Origin of the sequence: Pedobacter foliorum (genome assembly GCF_013266735.1) — a bacterium.
Lineage (GTDB): Bacteria > Bacteroidota > Bacteroidia > Sphingobacteriales > Sphingobacteriaceae > Pedobacter > Pedobacter foliorum.
Window position 1 is genome coordinate 265,656 of record NZ_JABSNU010000005.1, and the last position, 18,354, is coordinate 284,009.

The 18,354-nt window shown below is 39.7% G+C and carries 14 protein-coding genes; 5 read left to right on the forward strand and 9 right to left on the reverse strand.

The window, feature by feature from the left end; genetic code table 11:
- The first annotated feature begins 5 nt into the window (after positions 1 to 5).
- The 3 genes from HQN83_RS12780 (at position 6) to HQN83_RS12790 (ending at position 3,312) form a co-directional block, all read left to right on the forward strand.
- Complete coding sequence (locus tag HQN83_RS12780; RefSeq protein ID WP_173090737.1) at positions 6 to 1,406, forward strand: RtcB family protein; 1,401 nt, start codon at positions 6 to 8, stop codon at positions 1,404 to 1,406.
- Positions 1,407 to 1,488: 82 nt separating this feature from the next.
- Positions 1,489 to 2,391: a helix-turn-helix domain-containing protein gene (locus HQN83_RS12785; protein ID WP_173090738.1), complete on the forward strand. Its 903-nt coding sequence runs from the start codon at positions 1,489 to 1,491 to the stop codon at positions 2,389 to 2,391.
- 81 nt (positions 2,392 to 2,472) lie between these two features.
- Positions 2,473 to 3,312, forward strand: a complete 840-nt coding sequence (locus tag HQN83_RS12790; protein WP_173090739.1) for an SDR family NAD(P)-dependent oxidoreductase — start codon at positions 2,473 to 2,475, stop codon at positions 3,310 to 3,312.
- Between the two features lie 275 nt (positions 3,313 to 3,587).
- Here HQN83_RS12790 and HQN83_RS12795 read toward each other — a convergent pair whose 3' ends face one another.
- The 8 genes from HQN83_RS12795 to HQN83_RS12830 form a co-directional block, all read right to left on the reverse strand.
- Positions 3,588 to 5,237: a hypothetical protein gene (locus HQN83_RS12795; RefSeq protein WP_173090740.1), complete on the reverse strand. Its 1,650-nt coding sequence runs from the start codon at positions 5,235 to 5,237 to the stop codon at positions 3,588 to 3,590.
- 27 nt (positions 5,238 to 5,264) lie between these two features.
- Positions 5,265 to 7,073 (reverse strand): RagB/SusD family nutrient uptake outer membrane protein, encoded by a 1,809-nt coding sequence (locus tag HQN83_RS12800; protein ID WP_246254489.1) that lies wholly within the window; start codon positions 7,071 to 7,073, stop codon positions 5,265 to 5,267.
- Positions 7,074 to 7,086: 13 nt separating this feature from the next.
- Positions 7,087 to 10,197: a SusC/RagA family TonB-linked outer membrane protein gene (locus HQN83_RS12805; RefSeq protein ID WP_173090741.1), complete on the reverse strand. Its 3,111-nt coding sequence runs from the start codon at positions 10,195 to 10,197 to the stop codon at positions 7,087 to 7,089.
- Positions 10,198 to 10,287: 90 nt separating this feature from the next.
- The gene (locus HQN83_RS12810) at positions 10,288 to 11,631 is read right to left on the reverse strand and encodes an aspartate aminotransferase family protein (RefSeq protein ID WP_173090742.1); all 1,344 of its coding nucleotides are present in this window, start codon (positions 11,629 to 11,631) and stop codon (positions 10,288 to 10,290) included.
- A 160-nt stretch (positions 11,632 to 11,791) separates the two neighbouring features.
- A complete protein-coding gene (locus HQN83_RS12815) occupies positions 11,792 to 12,577 on the reverse strand; it encodes an SDR family NAD(P)-dependent oxidoreductase (RefSeq protein WP_173090743.1) in 786 nt (261 codons plus the stop codon).
- A gap of 13 nt (positions 12,578 to 12,590) precedes the next feature.
- Complete coding sequence (locus HQN83_RS12820) at positions 12,591 to 13,265, reverse strand: GntR family transcriptional regulator (RefSeq protein ID WP_173090744.1); 675 nt, start codon at positions 13,263 to 13,265, stop codon at positions 12,591 to 12,593.
- Between the two features lie 9 nt (positions 13,266 to 13,274).
- Positions 13,275 to 15,005 (reverse strand): dihydroxy-acid dehydratase, encoded by a 1,731-nt coding sequence (locus tag HQN83_RS12825; RefSeq protein WP_173090745.1) that lies wholly within the window; start codon positions 15,003 to 15,005, stop codon positions 13,275 to 13,277.
- Entirely contained in the window at positions 15,002 to 15,955 is a 954-nt protein-coding gene (locus tag HQN83_RS12830; RefSeq protein ID WP_173090746.1) for a DMT family transporter, read from the reverse strand. The genes HQN83_RS12825 and HQN83_RS12830 overlap by 4 nt, the downstream gene beginning before the upstream one ends.
- 183 nt (positions 15,956 to 16,138) lie before the next feature.
- Between HQN83_RS12830 and HQN83_RS12835 the strand changes: the two genes are divergently transcribed.
- Positions 16,139 to 17,152, forward strand: coding sequence for an NAD-dependent epimerase/dehydratase family protein (locus tag HQN83_RS12835; RefSeq protein ID WP_173090747.1), 1,014 nt, complete (start codon positions 16,139 to 16,141; stop codon positions 17,150 to 17,152).
- Between the two features lie 30 nt (positions 17,153 to 17,182).
- Positions 17,183 to 17,752 carry a Crp/Fnr family transcriptional regulator gene (locus HQN83_RS12840; protein WP_217277385.1) on the forward strand — a complete coding sequence of 190 codons (570 nt, stop codon included), beginning with the start codon at positions 17,183 to 17,185 and terminating at the stop codon, positions 17,750 to 17,752.
- 147 nt (positions 17,753 to 17,899) lie between these two features.
- Here HQN83_RS12840 and HQN83_RS12845 read toward each other — a convergent pair whose 3' ends face one another.
- Positions 17,900 to 18,346: an SRPBCC family protein gene (locus HQN83_RS12845; RefSeq protein ID WP_173090748.1), complete on the reverse strand. Its 447-nt coding sequence runs from the start codon at positions 18,344 to 18,346 to the stop codon at positions 17,900 to 17,902.
- Positions 18,347 to 18,354 lie beyond the last annotated feature (8 nt).

Sequence of the window (18,354 nt, forward strand, 5' to 3'; positions counted from 1 at the left end):
CCCACATGGGCAATTTAAGAACAAAAGATTTAAGTAAAATAGGTTATCATAATGATCAGCTGCGAAGCCTGGTTATTGGCATAGCCTCCAAAAATTTCAAACACTACAGTAAACAACAATTGCTTGATCTGTTGGTGAATATTAACAATGATCCGAAAGCATTTTTGGATAATGAATTAACCAGTAAAATAGCCGAAAAGATAATAGGCAAAGTAGAAGGGCCTTCGTTTAAAACTTACGAGTTACGCGATGAACCAGTATTCTGTAAAACATATGGAGGTAAGGGGATTGAACAGTCAGCCAAAAAGCAAATGGAACTTGCCAATCTATTGCCGGTAAGCATACAAAGTGCTTTAATGCCTGATGCGCATATGGGTTTTGGCTTGCCTATTGGCGGTGTGTTGGCTACAGATAATGCGGTAATCCCATACGCGGTGGGTATGGATATTGGTTGCCGAATGGCGCTTTCTATTATAGATGAAAGTGATAGTTTTATAAAAAGGTTTGAATATCAAATAAAGCAGGCCTTAAAAAATCACACTCATTTTGGAATGGAAGGTGGCTTGGATATGAGGCAAGAACATGAAGTATTAGATAGTTCGGTGTTCAATGAAATACCTTTTTTGAAACCATTAAGAGGTAAAGCGGTAAGGCAATTAGGTACATCGGGCAATGGTAACCACTTTGTAGAGTTTGGCGAAATTGAGTTGTTGGCCAATAATACCTTCGGATTACCTGCTAAGAAGTACACTGCATTATTAACACATTCCGGAAGTCGTGGTTTAGGTGCGGCCATAGCAAAGCACTACACAAAAGTAGCTATGGATAGCTGTAAGCTGCCAAGGTATGCACAGCAATTGGCTTGGTTGGACATTAACAGCGAAGCGGGGCAGGAGTATTGGCTTACTATGACATTGGCCGGTGATTATGCTAAAGCTTGTCATGATCGTATCCACGCAAACCTGTTAAAAGCATTAGGGTTAAAGGCACTCTATGTAGTGGAAAATCATCACAATTTTGCCTGGAAGGATAAATTGATCGATGGTAAGGAAGTGATTATACACCGTAAGGGTGCAACCCCGGCGCATAAAGGTGAACTGGGTATCATTCCCGGTAGTATGACAACACCGGCTTATCTGGTATCGGGCAAAGGAAACAACGATGCATTATGCTCTGCATCGCATGGTGCTGGCCGTGCTATGAGCAGGCAAAAGGCTAAGGATAGTATGACTGTGTCTGCAATGAAAAAGTTACTTGCTAATGCCCGTGTTACCTTAATTGGAGGAACAGTTGAAGAGAACCCTTTAGCTTATAAGGATATTGAAACTGTTATAGCTGCACAACATGATTTGGTTGATATCCAGGGCAAATTCTATCCACGTATTGTTAGAATGAATAAGGAATAGTGATGAAGGATATTATGATGCAAATTACATCAGGTTACGGTACTTTATCAATAATTAGGTTTGAATTGTGTAACTTTGTTTTATGGCACATACGGAGACACTAGAGGATTTCTACAAGAAAAAGTTTAATTGGTTACCTGATAATCTCAGTCAGGATATTGGACACTTTAATGTATTTAAATCCGAGGACTTTCATGTCCCTGGTGCAAAGCCCGTTCAGTACAGTCGCCGGGATTTCTACAAGATCAGTCTCTTCAGGGGTAAAGGGGTTATTCATTATGCAGATAAAAGCATAGAAATGGATGGAACTGCATTGGTTTTCTTTAACCCTGTTGTCCCTTATACTTTTGAAAATCTAAATGACAAGCATTCAGGCAGATTTTGTATTTATAAGGAGTCTTTTTTTACCGAGATGCTGCGCAGTAATATCCATCAATTGCCTATGTTTTCTCCTGGAGCAAATCCTGTTTATGTGCTTAACGCTGAGCAAGAAGCAATTGTATTGGCTTTGTTTGATAAGATGTTGTCGGAACTTAATTCCGACTACATTTTTAAATACGACTTACTTCGCAATTACGTTACTGAGTTGATTCACTACGCTTTGAAGATACAGCCGTCTAATCGCCTCTATCAACATCCGGATGCTAATTCACGTATCACAGCTATATTTACAGAACTTCTTGAGCGACAGTTTCCTATAGAATCTCCATCGCAAAGGTTTGGCCTGCGCTCTGCTAAAGATTTTGCCGATCAATTATCGGTACACGTTAACCATCTTAATCGGGCTGTACGGCAGACAACTGGAAAAACAACTACTGATCATATTATGGAGCGGCTAGCCAGCGAGGCCAGGGCACTTTTACGCCATACGAACTGGAATGTTTCTGAAATAAGCTATTGTCTTGGTTTCGAAGCACCCACGCATTTCAATAATTTTTTCAAAAAACAGACCAGTACTACTCCGTCAGCATTCCGTATTGTTTGAATTTCGTAATGATCGGTTTGATCAGCGTACACGCTCAGCTGTCGTTTCCCTATATCTTTGTATTGTAAAAACAAACGAAATATGGAGAAAATCAGAACTTGGTTTATTACGGGGGCTTCCAAAGGATTTGGATTAAGCCTGGTAAAACAATTACTTCAGGCGGGGCAGAATGTTGCAGCTACTTCCCGCGATTTAAAGGCATTGGTAGATGCCGTTGGCGTTACCGCACCAAACTTTCTACCGCTGCAGGTAGAACTTAATAATGAAGATAGTGTTGGTTGTGCTATCCATCAGACAAATGCAGCCTTTAAAAGCATCGACGTTGTAATAAATAATGCAGGCTATGGTATTGGAGGAAGTATCGAAGAATTAAGTGATCGTGAAACCCGCAATAGCTTTGAGATAAATGTCTTTGGAACACTGAACGTTATCCGAATGGTAATGCCTTATATGCGCAGTCAAATGTCAGGACATATTATTAATATATCTTCGATAGCCGGTATAACGGGTACAAGCGGATGGTCAGTTTATGCAGCTACAAAGTTTTCAGTTGTCGGATTGTCTGAGGTTCTTGCGCAGGATGTTGCAGAATTTGGAGTTAAAGTAACGGTGATTGCGCCTGGCGCATTTCGCACTAATTTTCTAAACGAGGATTCAATCAATATCGCGCAGCATACCATTCCTGAGTACACTGAGATGCATAATGCTCAGAAGATGCTTCTGGAAAAAAAAGGTAAGCAAATTGGCGACCCTGAAAAAGCAGCAGCAGCCATTATTGAGGTAGCTCATTTAGAAAACCCTCCACTTTACCTTTTGCTTGGGGATGATGCTTATGATCGTGCTATGTCCAAATTGGATAGGCTTAAAAAGGATTATTTACTCAACGAAGAGTTGTCCAAAGCTATGGCTTATAACGGATGATCAGGTAGTTTTTAAGCTATCTCCATTATAGTTTACTTGTTGTCCGAAAGCGCTAAAGTTGGTAGTAATCACAAATCGTGCAGAAGAAAGAAGGTGTCCAAAAGGGAAGGTCGTCATTCTGAATTTATTTCAGAATCTCGCAATTGCTACACAAAACCTGCTTAAACGAGATTCTGAAATAAATTCAGAATGACGATGAGCATATTCGAATAGTAATTAAACCCTTTTGGACACCCTCTTTCTTTGTTTATATCATATCAATGGAAAACGATTTGTTATTTGATGATGTCTACCTGACTTCCTGAATTTTGATTGATGCAAAGTATGCCACCTTTATCAAGTGACTGCCAAAACCATCCGGTTTTATTCTTGTCATTACTTTCTTTCAACGGTTTTCCGTTTACACTTACTTTAACAGGTTTGCTTGTGAGTGTTAAAAGATCTTTAGACGATTGATCAAAAATTCTATAAGAGATTTTGTCATTTTGATAGTCTATATGCTGAACAGTTGAAGAGGTTTTTAGCAGGTGATCTGAGTCTGAAGGAGCTAACTGAGGTGCTATTGACATTGCACGGATGTAGTGACGGACATAATCTCCATAACCATCGGTCATCCAGACATCATTAGTAGGATAATAGTTTTTGCCGTCAAAATCAACCGCATAGGTTGCCCATGTTAACGCTCTTACAGCATTACGTGTAAGTGTAGTATCACCTGTCATTGCCCAATACAATAATTCCATTGAAGCCTGACGTGCAGTGTGACTATTGCCTACAACGGGATAGGCAGTTTGTTCATTAGTTACTGTTACGCCGTATTTTGCCCAATCCTTATTGTTAAAGGTGGTGTGTACCCAGTTAAATATGCTATTTACCGTTTTTTTCCAATCGGCATACAGTTCTTTATGCTCCATTACATACATGGCGTAAGTAGTGGCATTAATCTGGGTTTTAGAATAACCTGGCACGTCCTCAAAGAAAGGTCCCCAGTCGTTTGTTTTCTCCGGGTAGTTTTTGAACCAGCTTAAGGTTTGGTTAAAAGCTTTTTGATACTGTGCTTTATTCCCTTTATTCAATTTAATTAATTCACTGAATAGCTCCAGTGTGCCTGTAAAATTAGTTGTGTATGTACCTTTTCTAGGTTCTTTATAGAAATCATTTTTCCCAAGATCAGCTACCTTACCGGTTATTGCGTTTACTTTAAACGGCCATGGTGAATGATTTGCATCTCCGGATTTTATTGTAGAAGCCATTGTATTTGCAATTTTTATTGCTACATCTAGGTATTTGGTTTCCCCGGTTTTCTTATATAAACGAACGAGTTCAAAACCTAAAGACCCTGCTTTATCTGGTTGAAGCACGCCTTTTCCGGCCATCATGTCTCCATCGTAAATTCCTGATTCTACATCTGTATTGTACGGATAGGGGATGTTTGGCCATTTACATGTAGGAGATGATATGGAATGTGCCAGGTAATAATCGGCCTGATATTTCATGTCTGTTATGATTGCCTCATCGCCTGAATAATTATACAGTAAATCCCATGATGAAATACCCATAGCAACCTGATCGCCGCCAATTCCGCGTTTATCATGTTCTGCCTTCCACACCTGGTGATTCATGTAGTATTTTTCACCATTGGTGTCAATTTCCATATCCTTCCAGAACTTCCAAACCAGCTTTAATGTTTGATCATAAGATTTACCAAGATCTGTAGCGTACCATGGTAAAAGGTTGCCTGATCCATCTACCCGTACAGTGTGGTAAATGATAGAATCTGGTAGTATGTGGGCACCTTCAGACTTTAACAGATCTTTGTTTAATATGCCATACTGCGCCTGAGTGGTGTTGTTTACAAGTAATAGAGCCAAAAGCACTAATGCACCTTTGCCTATGTTTTTTATGCCTGAGTTGTTTATTTTCATTTTTCTACAAGTTACTTAATGAGTTGATTAATAATTAGGATTTTGGAACAGTAGCGAATTTTTATTCATTTCATCTCTGGAAACAGGAAACAAATAAGCCTTATCTAACCATGCGCTTTGCTGTACTACATAAGGTGTAATAGTGGGGATTGTTGCGGTGGTGTGGTTTGCATTTAACTTATAAACTACATTTACTCCGCTAAATTGCTGATAAGCTTCTGATGCTATTAACCAGCGTCTAACATCATAGAAACGATGTTCTTCAAATGCCAGTTCTACTCTTCTTTCGTTGCGGTAGCGGTCTCGTAATGCAATTCCAGATTCTGTTATGTTTGGCATGCCGGCTCTTTTTCTAATCTGATTGAGCGCATCCTTTGCATCAGTTTCCTGATTTAAAGCAATACAAGCCTCGGCATAATTTAAAAGTACTTCGGCATACCGCATGTAGCGCCATGGTGTTCCATTGGTGCTAAACTGGCCATTAACAGCGGGATCAATAAATTTTTTAAGGTAATAGCCCGTGTAACCGCCATTGAAATTTTCTACGGGCCCTTTTCTACTGTCTAGCCCATATACTTCTTCCATTGAATTACTGGTGCTGTTCCAGCGTTGCCAGGTGCCTACCTGTATTACGCCGACAGGATCCAGGCCGGTGATATCTGCTGGGCGTGGTTTAAATTTAACGCCTTCATATAATATGGATGCATAAAAGCGCGGGTCTCTGTTCTTGTAAGGTTCTGTAGATTTAAGAGGGTCTGTCCAGCTAAATGGGGTGCCGTCCGACATCTCAAAATGATCTACCATTTCTCCTGAAGGCGTGTCTTGTCCGTACAAGTGGTATCCATTAGGTCCTGAAACAAGCGATAATGAGTTTAGGTCAGGAGATCCATTAAGCGAGGTAACTTTAAAATACCTTACCCAAATGTCTTCTTCAGTGCCGTCAGATAAAAAGATATTGGAGAAGTTTTGTGATACGGGGTCGCCAGGTGCAGGATTTGCTTTGTAAAGGTGATAAATTCCAAGATCCATGACTGCTTTTGCAGCATCTCTGGTGGCTCTCCATCTGGTGTCCCTGTCTTCGTCCATGTACCTGACTAGTTCTTGATGTGGATATCCCTGAAAAACAGTCTTATTGTGCAAATCACTTGCCGCATACAATAAAGTTCTTGCCTTAAGTGTAAGTGCTGCTCCTTTTGTAACTCGGCCCATATTACTTCCGCTTTGAACAAGTGGGAGTAAAGCTGCTGCAGAATCACATTGTTTAGTTATAAAACTAATACAATCACTATAGGATGCTCTTTTTACTTCAAAGGTATCATTTAAGCCATATGCTTTTGTGATTAGAGGTACGCCACCATATAGGCTTACTAATTGATGGTAAAGATATGCACGTAAAAAATAGACTTCTCCGGCCATTCTATCTTTTAATGATGCTCCATCTACTTTAATAGATGCATCGAAAGTAGATGAGTTTATTTTTTCAAAAAAGATGTTACAGGCCCTGATGTTTTTATACAATTTCTCCCAGTTCTCATGCGGCCATGATGCGAGGTCATCAGGTGTAATCAAACTATTGTTGAATTCAAAGAAACTAAACCATTGGTCATGCATTTCATCAACAAACTCGGCTTTTAGTAAACCGTCTCCACCATTGGCTGGATTATCAACATTGAGATAAATTCCATTAACGAATGCCTGAATTAGATTAGGGTCATGCCAGATGTCGTCAGGCGAGAACTCTGTGAGTGGTTTAGTATTCAGGAAATCTTTTTTACAAGATATAGTTGATACCATAAAGCATATTATGATACCGAAGGTTCTTAATATATTTTTCATGTCTTTCATGGAATTAAAATGATAGGTTAATGCCAGCGTTTACTACTTTATTAGAAGGGTAGGGATTGTCTGAGCTAGACTCAGGATCATAATCTTTCAATTTGGTTAATGTAACCAGATTCAGTCCGCTCAAATATACTCTTAGCCCTTTTACGCCAATCTTTGTAAGCAGTGATGTAGGGAAATTGTAACCAACCTCTACATTTTTTAACCTTACATAATTGCTGTTACGTAAAAAATAAGTGTTGTTGATGTCGTATTGGGTCATCCAATATTCCTCGGCAAAATTCCATGTTCTGGGCTTTGTTGCGTCAGGGTTTTCTATAGTCCAGCGGCCATTTGCATCATTTTGGAGGAAGTTTCCGCTTTCTCCAGAGAAAGTAAATTGTTTTCTCATAGCTCCGGTTGCACCCTGGATTAATAAACTGGCATAAAAGTTTTTATATTGAAGATCAATATTTAATCCTCCTGTAAAGGTTGGAAGATCTGTTTTGTCATTACGTACCTGATCTTGCCCATCAATCTTTCCATCCATATTTACATCTTTGAAAATAATATCTCCCGGTCTTGCATTGGCCCAATGTGGATATCCGTCTACCTGCGCCTGATCTTTAAATATTCCAATAGCTTGATAATACAATGCAGTATTCATTGGGTGTCCGGTTGATTGCTGGTAGATTGGAGCTCCTGGGACTTCATCCCAGAATACGATCTTATTTTTTTGATAGCCTCCATTTAAAGCTACTGTATAAGTCAGTTCTCCGGTATTATTGCTTGTTCCTACCTGGAACTCAAAACCTCTGTTGGCTACTTTTCCAATGTTTTGGCGAGGTAATGTAAGTCCGGTTGAACCTGGAACTGATGCGTTGCGGTAAGCAAGAATGTTGGTTCTTAGGTTGTAGAAATAATCTGCTGAAAAGAATATCTTACCATTGAGCATTTTGGCGTCAATACCTATGTTGGATTGATTTGCGATTTCCCACGTTACATTTGGGTTTGCAATGCGACTCTCATTAATCGCCTTATTTTCTTCGTTATGATTAAAGATGTAAGTTGTGGAATTTGTTCCGTCGCCTACATAGGCATATCCTTGTAGGTATTGATAAGGGTCTATGCGGTCGTTACCAGTTTGTCCCCATGATCCGCGTATCTTAAGGTTGTCGAAAAATGGGACGTTATTTTTCCAGAAATCTTCTTCTGAAACTACCCATCCCAATGATACACCCGGAAAGAATCCGAATTGTTTACCATTAGCTGGAAATATATAAGATCCATCATATCTGAATACAAATTCGGCCAGGTATTTTTCTTTGTAATTGTAGTTAAAACGACCAAAATAATTCAATCTCGCATCTAAACTTGCACCTCCTCCATTAGTCTGATTAGTTCCGTCGCCACCTGCAAATAATTGATCCGCTGCTGCTGAAATATAATTTCTACGGGCAGCATAAAAGTTTAGTGAATCACCCTTGATTTTTTCAATTCCTACCAGCGCTTTAAAATTGTGCACATTATTGATAGATGTACTGTAATTGATCAGTCCATTAAGTGTTGTTCTGTTTCCGTTATTAAAATCTTGTCTCAGCTGCGGAGTTTCATAGCCTCTTAAAGATTTAGTCAGTTGGGGTAGGTTGTCGCTTCCATAAGTTTGTCCGTCCCAATAATAAAGGTACCATGGGGTTTGCCAAAGTTTATGATTGTCTACCAGCTTATCAATTGATGCATTACCTGTAACAGAAAGTCCTTTAACCCAAGGGATGTTAATTTCCAGTTTTGCATTACTTTCCATAATGTATCTAATGTCCTTGTCGTAACCTGTCTTATCGGTAACCATTACAACCGGGTTGGCGCCACGCTCGATGTCTGGGCCTGGAAGTCCATTTGGCCATCTTGCAGCAATGGTTGGTTTGCCGCGCATTGTTGAAGAATAGATGTTGTCTGCGCTAAGCGTAGGGTAATTTCTATTTTCCTGGCGACCAGCCAAGTCTACACTCAGTTTAATGTTTGAGTTTACTTTAGCATCCAGATTAATCCTGAAATTTCCTTGAGAATAATTGGTAGCACTATTTCGATAAATGGCATCCTGATAACGGTATCCTGCTGATACCAGATAACGGATAGCCTCAGTTCCGCCCCTTAAAGACAGGTGTGAGTTTCTTTGTACGGAAATGGGTTTGTAAACCGCTTTAAACCAATCTGTGTTCGGATGGCCCCACGGATCTGAGCCGTCTTGGTATTTTTGAATGTCTTCAGGGCTATATACAAGGTCTTTATCTCGATATTGTTCAATTTCATTTACCATTTGAGCATAAGTAGCTGCGTCTGCCATCTTTGGGATAACAGAGGGGCTTACAAAGCCTTGATCGTAAGAGAAGTTGATGGTTGGCAGTCCTGATGTTCCTCTTTTGGTAGTTACCATAATGACACCGTTGGCTGCTCTTGCTCCATAAATTGCAGCAGAAGCATCTTTTAATACAGTTACACTTTCAATGTCTGCAGGGTCGATCCTGTCCAGTTGCCTTCCTGCTACTCCGTCAACTACAATCAGTGGGGTATTATCGTTAAGGGTATTGGAGCCTCTTATTAATAAAGTGCTGCCATCATTACCCGGTTCTCCACTTCTTGTTACCGCAGTTACACCCGGTACGCGTCCGGCTAGGCTATTGCTTAGGTTCATTGCCGGGGATTTTTCAAGATCACCGCCTTTTACAGAAACAATGGCGCCTGTAAGGGTAGCTTTTTTGGTGGTTCCATAACCCACAACAACTATCTGGTTTAAGGATTGTGTTTCGCTAATCAGTTCAATATTAATACGCTGACGGTTATTGACCGGGATTGATTGGGTGATATACCCAACAGAAGAGAAAATGAGTATGTCTGTACTGCCTGCTTTAATTGTGAATTTTCCTTTTGAATCAGTCATTGTAGTTAAAGTGGTTCCCTTGACTGCAACTGAAACTGCTGATAGGGTGGAGTCTCCTGAGGTAACCACTCCAGTTACCGCTTGCTGTGAGAAAGCAAGACTCGAAAGGCTGGTTAAGAAAAATAACAGTAAACACATGCGATAGAGAATCTTCCTTTTAAAGGAATTATCAGTATTGCTGAAGAGTAACAATAATTTCATAACTTATTGGTTTAAGAAAAAGAATATTTGGTTTTTGTGTAGACGGTTTTATTTGTTTATCGTATACTAAATTGTTTCGATAAATTTAAGCTAGAGTGCGTTCAGTACTTTTTTGTTGGCTTCCAGTGTTCGGTAAATGTCGTCAGGTGAATGTGCATAGCTAACTGAACTTTGCTTGCAGGCTATCGGCATCAGGTAAATTCCTTCGGCAATTAAAGCCTTTCGATATTTAAGATCGAAAGCAAAGTCATGATGGTTAAGTATGTCATGTAGATCCTGAGGTTTATTTTCCAGGAAATAAGTGCATGAAGCTGATCCGTTTCTGTTTGTTACTGCCGGAATGCCTTTTTCCTGGAATAAGTTTTCCAATCCACTGCTTAGTAATGAACTCATTGCTTCCAGATGATGATATACCTCAGGCCTTTCTAATATCTGTAATGTTGCAATTGCTGCCGAAACATTGAATGGATGTGCATTGTATGTCCCTGCAATCAGTACTCTTTTTGTTGGGTCATCAGTGTCAAAGAGTTCCATGATTTCTTTTTTTCCTCCTATAACCCCTAAAGGATAACCGTTTGCAATTGCCTTTCCGAATACTGAAAGGTGAGGTTTAACTCCTGCGATGTGCTGGTAGCCGCCGAGTGCGGAACGAAATCCGGTTTTAACTTCGTCGAATATACATACTGAGCCGTATTGCTCACACAAATCAACAAGACCTTGAAGGTATCCGGGGTTAGGTAATATTACACCAATGTTTTGCATTACGGGTTCAACCAAAACGCAGGCTACAGGGTATTTTTTCATTACATATTCTACTGAAGCCAGGTCGTTGAAATTGACGCAGTGTACATTTTCCATGACCGATTTAGGAATTCCGGCAGAGGAAGGTCTGAACTGGTATTCATCGGCTGATTTGCGTGGCCCAAGTTTGGCAAGTAAAGGCATTACCTCTCTGGCTACATCATTATGCCAGCCATTGTACCCTCCGATCATTAGTATGATGTGTTCTTTGTTGGTGTAGGCTCTGCTTAGTCTGATGGCGTGTGCTGTGCCTTCACTTCCTGTGTTGGTGATCTGGATTAGCTCTAGCGAAGGAATCAGTCTGCACATCATTTCGGCAAGTTTGATCTCCATTTGATTTGTGCCGCTGCCAATCAATGAGTGGTTGTCGTTTAAAGCGGCGATTACAGCTTCGTTGATCTCGCTATTGTTGTGTCCTAACAAGTGAGCTGCAAAAGCGGAATGGTAATCAATGTACGCTTTGTCGTTGATGTCGTAAATCCGACTTCCTTTTCCGTTCTTAAAGATAATGTGAGGATGCACCTTACGGTTTAAAGAGACTACGCCGCCGGCAATAAACCTGTTCGCTTCTTGGTAGACTTCTTTAAAGCTGTCTGCATCATTGAGCTGACTAAAATTTGAGTTAGAAGGCATGGTTACAGATTAAGTTATACTTGGTTCTGTAAATGTATACAATTGTCTGTTATATTGTATACAAAATATAAAAATAAATGTATACAAAAATAAATCATAACAGCTAAAAGCATTAGGCAATGCCCTCAGTTTAAAACTCTAATCTTGTTGTTCTGGTGTTTTATATGTTTTCAATGAGCGATTGACCTGGTTTCTGGCCAGCAAGCTGCCCTCCATCAGCAATCAGTATCTGTCCGGTCATGAAGCTGCTCTCTTCGCTGGACAGAAAAAGGAATAGGGGAGCAATTTCATTTGGTTTACCAACTCTGTTCATTGGTATGTAGCTTTTTACAAAATTATCAACAAACGCTTTTGAGTCTATTGTCTCAGATAGAGGAGTTTGAATGTAACCTGGGCACACTGCGTTCACTCTGATGTTTAAATGGGCAAGTTCCAATGCCATGGTTTTTGTAAGCATAATTACTCCAGCTTTAGAAGCATTGTAATGTGCATAGCCGAATTCCCCATCCAGCCCATTTTTACTGCTCATGTTTACGACCACGCCTTTCTTTCTGATCGCCATGTGCCTGCAAACACTCTGAGAAACGTAGAACATTCCGGTTAAGTTTACATCTAATATTTTTTTCCATTCCTGTTCTTCAATCTGTAAAAAGGGAGTTTCAAATGCAATTCCTGCATTGTTAATCAGTACATCTATAGGTTGTCTGTTTTCTGCAGTTAAAACCGCAAGATCTACGTCAGCCCTAACTGAAATGTCTACATGATAACTATGAACTACCGAAGTTAATAACTGTAATTGCGCAACTGCTTCTTCCAGTAGAGCCTCACTGAAATCCAGCAACGACAATACAGCGCCCTCTTTTGCGAACTGACAGGCAATCTCAAAACCAATTCCTCTTGCAGCGCCAGTAATTAGCACGTGCTTATTTTCAAATCTCTTTGCCATACTATAAATAAATTTATTCGGTGCCTAATGCAGATGCTGAGCCTCTGGCTAGATGATTATACAAGGCTTCTTCTGCCAGCTTTAAATTCTTTTCTTTGATGTATTTGAGTATTTTGCGATGCTCAATATCTGTTTGCGCAAAATCGTCAAGATAGGTATGGACTTTCCCTAGTTTCAAATGAAAAAGCATGATATGGCTAGTATGGTAAGCATGATGTAAACGCTCATTGTCGGCAATTTCAAATAAGGTTTCATGAAATTTTTTATCGGCTTCCATTGCTCCGCTGTAGTATCCCTGCTCAACCATTGAAGTGAAATCATCACAAATCTTTTGCAACTTGGAAAGCTGTGTGGCATTCATTTTTTTGAAACAAAGACGCAATGCACCGATCTCCAGTATTTCTCTAAGTTCTCGTATTTGATGGATGTCGTTTTCGGTAATGGAAGTTACAAAATACCCGCCTTTTTCGCCAAAAGTTACCAAACGTTCTCCTAGTAATCTATTTAATGCCTCTCTCACTGCCATACGACCCACATCAAGTTTTTTTGCCCATTCATCTTCTTTTAGACGGGTATTTGGCATTAATAGATACAAGTGGATCATCCGCTTGATTTCATCGTAAACTTTAACAGCCTGAGAAACTGCCTTTAGTTTTTTACTTCCTGTTTTTAAATTTTCCTCTATCATGATATTAAATTAAGACCTACCTACTGTAGGGCTAATAAAAATTAATTCCTCTTTATTTTTGGGCTTCAAAAAATCAAAATCGCAACCTTCATTTGCTTGCAGTACCTCTCTTATATACAAAGCAGGGTATCCTCTTTTGTGTAGGCTCACAATTGGTTGCCATTGTTGCTTTCTTAATTGTAATTCATGGTCATCTACCTCAAGTTTGATTTGTCTTTCCATCACGTTGATACTAACCAGATCTCCGTCTTTAACTAAGGCTAATACGCTTCCTAACGCAGCTTCAGGGGCAACATGCAGAACTACTGTCCCAAAACTGGTTCCACTCATCCTGGCATCACTAATCCTTACCATATCTTTTACACCCTGCAGTTGTAGTTTCTTTGGTATGGGGATCATGCCCCATTCAGGCATTCCTGGGACGCCTTTTGGTCCCGTATTTCTTAAAATTAATACAGTATTTGCAGATACCGGCAATTCAGGATCATCAATTCTATTTAGCATGTCCTCGTAATTATTAAATACGAGAGCAGGTCCGGTATGGTCAAGTAGTTCCAATGATGCTGATGCTACTTTTATCACGGCCCCTGCAGGAGCGAGGTTGCCGGTTAAGATTGCGATGGCAGGGAGGGGGCTTATAGGTGCTGAAAGCGGCCTGATCACTTCTTCATCAATAGCTATGCTTTCTGAGATCAGATTCCCTAAAGTTTGACCCGTATAAGTAATTGTATTGCCATCTAATACGGTATTTAAGCGATTAAGTACAGCAGGAATACCTCCAGCACGATCAAATTCATCAATCAGATAACTACCTGCCGGCTGTACATTTGCAATGCAAGGGACTAATTGCGCCATTTCATTAAATACCTCAGGATATATTGGGATATTTAAGCGTCCTGCTATAGCAGTAAGGTGAATAATGGCATTTGTAGAACCTCCTAGTGCCATTAATAGCGTAGAAGCATTTCTGAAAGCTGCTTTTGTTAAAATATCAGCAGGTTTAAGGTCGTCAAATACCATTTGCACAATGCGTTTACCGGCTTCTTTGTTTATTGCTGCCCGCTCATCAGCGTCAATAGGTAATGTGCTTAAGCCTAAAGGCATTATGCCAAGTGCTTCCAGCAAGCCGTTCATGGTAGCTGCCGTCCCCATAGTATTGCAGGAACCAGCTCCACAACTTAAACTAATACCTATATTTTCCCATTCTTCTTCATCAATAACGCCTTTTCTAAGTTCATCCCAATATTTCCACAGATCTGTACCACTGCCCAATCGTTTGCCTTTATGCACGCCTACTTGTTTTGGGCCAGCATTCAATTGTATGGTAGGTAAATTAGCGCTAATAGCTCCCATTAGTAATCCGGGTACTGTTTTGTCGCAATTACCCAATGTGATTACCCCGTCAATCGGGTAAGACCTCAGGTTCTCCTCAACATCCATAGACAGGAGATTGCGATACAGCATGGCACTTGGTTTCATTAATTCTTCCCCTAGGGTGATTACAGGGAACTCGAGAGGGATGCCGCCAGCTTCGTAAATACCTTCCTTAACCTGTTCGGCTACTTCTTTAAGACTAATGTTGCAGTTATTCAGTTCTCCCCATGTATTAGCGATGCCGATAATTGGCTGTCCGTGATAATTGTCCATGTCTATTCCGGCAGATCTCAATGCTCCTTTGTGTAAGAGCCCAGTTTCGTTAGCGCCATAAAACCATTGGTGACTGCGTAAGTTATACTTCATTCTATTTTTAAATCAGGTATTACTTTGATAACATTAGACACATTTACTGCTTTCTTTTTGTACTCCCAAACAGTAATTACAATTGTACTGATCAATACCAGTAAACCGCCAGCAACAGAAAGCCAACTTAATTTTTCATGCAAAAATATTACAGCAATGGGAAGCCCAAAAAAGGCAATAAGGAAATTCGATAAAGCAACTTGTATGGCTTCTAGCTTTTTAAGGGCTTTAAAGAAGAGGATCATAGATAGAAAATTATGAAATACAGTTAATAAGATAAGTCCTATCCAGGTTCTTTCCGTAAAAGAGGCAAATCCGTTTAACACGTTTCTTTCGTAATGATAAACAAAAGGAAAGAGTAGTATTAGCATGAAGATATAAGTGTAAAACAGCATTTCCATTTCTGTATATCCTGATGCTATTTTTTTACACATGGTATTATAAAAACCACTCCCCAATACACCCGCAAAAATCAATAAGTTGCCAATGGTATATTGCATACTCAAGTTAAAACCAAGCATGTCTTTCATAGAGCATAGTGTAACACCAACTATGGCAATAGCAAAGCTTAACCAGCGCAATGGATTCATTTTTTCTTTCAAAAGCACTACAGCCAATAAAGCTGAAACTACAGGAAGCGTAAGGTTTATGATGGAAGTGGTACTGGCTGTTGATTGCTGGGTGCCGAATGTCATCAGTACCTGCGCAGGAAATTGACCAGCCAGCGCAAGCAAAGCGAATATCTTCAAGTCGCTCAGCTTTCTATTCTTGTTTGCCTTCACATCTTTGTAGACAAAAGGAAGCATAAAAATAGCAGCCAATGTCATCGGTATAAATACCGTGCTAAAGGCGCCTACCTGATCCTGCACTAATTTAATGCAAGTAAATTGAAGGGACCACATTAAATTGCATGCAAAAAGAGCTCCCCAAGAGATCACTGATCGTTTCATACTAACTTCTAAAGTAGCTATTTTTTTTAATTTTTGTATACAAAAATATTTAGTTTAAGTAGTTGTCTTTATATGCCTAACTGTTTACGTTGTCGCTATCACTTAATTCCATTAACTAACAAAAGTCAAGTGTCTCCGGGAATCTATATAGGAACTTTGTGTCTTTAATAACTATAAGATAAGATGACACAGAAAAAATTAGCATTGGTTTCAGGTGCAAATGGACATTTAGGAAATAATCTGGTAAGGTTTCTCATTGATAAAGGTATTCCTGTGAGGGCCTCTGTCCGCAAGATCAATAACAAAACACCTTTTGCAGGATTGGATTGCGAGGTGGTACAGGCAGATATTACGGATAAGGCCTCTTTTGTAAAAGCTTTACAAGGTGTAGAAACCTTTTATGCCGTTGGTGCTTCATTCAAACTTTGGGCTAAAGATTCTCAAAAAGAGATTTACGATGTCAATATTCAGGGAACAATAAACACCATTGAAGCTGCTGCAGAAGCTGGCGTAAAACGCATTATTTATGTGAGTTCAATCGCTGCATTGGATTATGCAAAATTACCAACTAAGGAAAGTTATGGATATAATCCAGATCGGAGGGATATGTATTACAATTCTAAAAATGATGGTGAAAGGTTAGCTTTTCAGCTGGCAAAAGACTTAGGTGTAGAGCTTGTGGCTGTAATGCCTGCAGCTATGATTGGTAGTGAAGCTTGTTTACCGCTTAACGTATCGTATGGAGTGCTTAAACTTATTCTGAATAAACAAATTCCAGTTGACACTAAAATAACTTTGAATTGGATTGATGTAAAAGATGTAGCCGAAGGCTGCTGGTTGGCTGCGGAAAAAGGAAGAAGTGGCGAACGTTACATACTGGCAAATGAACAATGTATGACGATTACCGACACTACTAAACTTGCCAATGAGTTGTATCCGGAATTAAACCTTAAAATACCGGGTGCTGTTCCAAAATTTATGTTATTTGCTATTGCAGGGATAATGGAGTTTTTAGCAAAAGTTAGCGGTAAGGCACCTGTATTAACGAGAAAGGATATTGCTATGTTTTCTGGGTTGCAGCAAAATTTCGACATTAGCAAGGCCAGAAAGGAATTAGGGTTTAATCCTAAAACCCCAGAAAAAGCAGTAACCGAAGCCTTGGTATACTTAATGGAGCATAAAGCGTTATTAAAATAGTTGTTGTAAATTTGAAAGGGTTTTAAAGATATGCTGCAACAGAAATTAATTGACTTTATCCAATCTGGCCATTCACTTTCAAAAGAGGATATGGATTTGATTGTCCGATATTTTGAGCCGGTACTTTTTCCAAAAAATCGTATCATCGAAGAAGAAGGAAAAGTACCAAAGTATCTTTATTATATTGTTTCCGGTTACCTACGCCTGTTTCATTATAATGAGACAGGTGATGAGATTACAACACATATCAATTGCCCTCCCGGCTTTTTTACTTCCTACTTCCCGTTTGTAAATGAAGTCAAGTCCAATGATAACGTTGAATGTATTACTGAATGTGAATTGCTTAGGATTACAAAGGCAGATCTGGAAAGCTTAACGTCAAAAAGCTTGGCAATGAAAGACTTCAGTATTGGCGTTTTTCAGCAGTCCATTGCCTATAATGAAACCCGGTCCATAGAATTGGCAACACTTTCAGCTGAGCAGCGCTATCGAAAGCTTGTTGAGAACTACCCCGGAATTTTACACAATGTCCCCATTACTTACATCGCATCTTTTCTGGGTATGAAACCGGAAAGTCTAAGCCGTATCAGGAGGAAGTAGTTGCTAACAAGAACTCTTCTCCACTTGCTGGTCTAAGGTGGTCTGTTCTACCCATAAATAACGCAGTTCAATTAATCGTTGTTGCTTCCAGGCTAGTGTATCAGCCTGATCTATGAATAAAATTGCATGATCCACTAAAACTGAACACTAGTTCCAATTGTCTATTTTTACATCAAACGGATCAGGAGTACCTTTTCCGGTTTCTATAAGTGATTTGAGGCTCATCAGAAATATTGCCCATTTTGTACTGCAATGGTGCATAAACTCAACAGGTTCTTTCCAGTTCAGGTGTTTGAAAAGTAAAATTACATATTCATTTTCCTGTTTCAGTTCAAAACTTATGGTAGTCCCCATCCATTCTTCTGGTCCTTCGGCAAGTTCCCAAACTACCAGAGATGGTGAGTTAAGGTCTACAACTTTCATATCGAAACCTCCTGCTCCAAAGCGGAACTGGATGATGTCATTAACTTGATTGCCTTTTCCCTGAGTGTTACTTGTCCACCATCCTGCAAGACCATCTATTGTGGTCAATGCTTGATAAACATCGTCCATAGATGACGATTTGATTCCTATTCGGTGTAAGATGTCAGCCATAATTATTT

Coding starts and splice junctions, on each gene's coding strand:
- HQN83_RS12830 (WP_173090746.1), bottom strand. CDS start 15,955: ATGAAACGATCAGTGATCTCTTGGGGAGCTCTTTTTGCATGCAATTTA.
- HQN83_RS12825 (WP_173090745.1), bottom strand. CDS start 15,005: ATGAAGTATAACTTACGCAGTCACCAATGGTTTTATGGCGCTAACGAA.
- HQN83_RS12785 (WP_173090738.1), top strand. CDS start 1,489: ATGGCACATACGGAGACACTAGAGGATTTCTACAAGAAAAAGTTTAAT.
- HQN83_RS12815 (WP_173090743.1), bottom strand. CDS start 12,577: ATGGCAAAGAGATTTGAAAATAAGCACGTGCTAATTACTGGCGCTGCA.
- HQN83_RS12805 (WP_173090741.1), bottom strand. CDS start 10,197: ATGAAATTATTGTTACTCTTCAGCAATACTGATAATTCCTTTAAAAGG.
- HQN83_RS12820 (WP_173090744.1), bottom strand. CDS start 13,265: ATGATAGAGGAAAATTTAAAAACAGGAAGTAAAAAACTAAAGGCAGTT.
- HQN83_RS12780 (WP_173090737.1), top strand. CDS start 6: ATGGGCAATTTAAGAACAAAAGATTTAAGTAAAATAGGTTATCATAAT.
- HQN83_RS12790 (WP_173090739.1), top strand. CDS start 2,473: ATGGAGAAAATCAGAACTTGGTTTATTACGGGGGCTTCCAAAGGATTT.
- HQN83_RS12795 (WP_173090740.1), bottom strand. CDS start 5,237: ATGAAAATAAACAACTCAGGCATAAAAAACATAGGCAAAGGTGCATTA.
- HQN83_RS12835 (WP_173090747.1), top strand. CDS start 16,139: ATGACACAGAAAAAATTAGCATTGGTTTCAGGTGCAAATGGACATTTA.
- HQN83_RS12810 (WP_173090742.1), bottom strand. CDS start 11,631: ATGCCTTCTAACTCAAATTTTAGTCAGCTCAATGATGCAGACAGCTTT.
- HQN83_RS12840 (WP_217277385.1), top strand. CDS start 17,183: ATGCTGCAACAGAAATTAATTGACTTTATCCAATCTGGCCATTCACTT.
- HQN83_RS12800 (WP_246254489.1), bottom strand. CDS start 7,073: ATGAAAAATATATTAAGAACCTTCGGTATCATAATATGCTTTATGGTA.
- HQN83_RS12845 (WP_173090748.1), bottom strand. CDS start 18,346: ATGGCTGACATCTTACACCGAATAGGAATCAAATCGTCATCTATGGAC.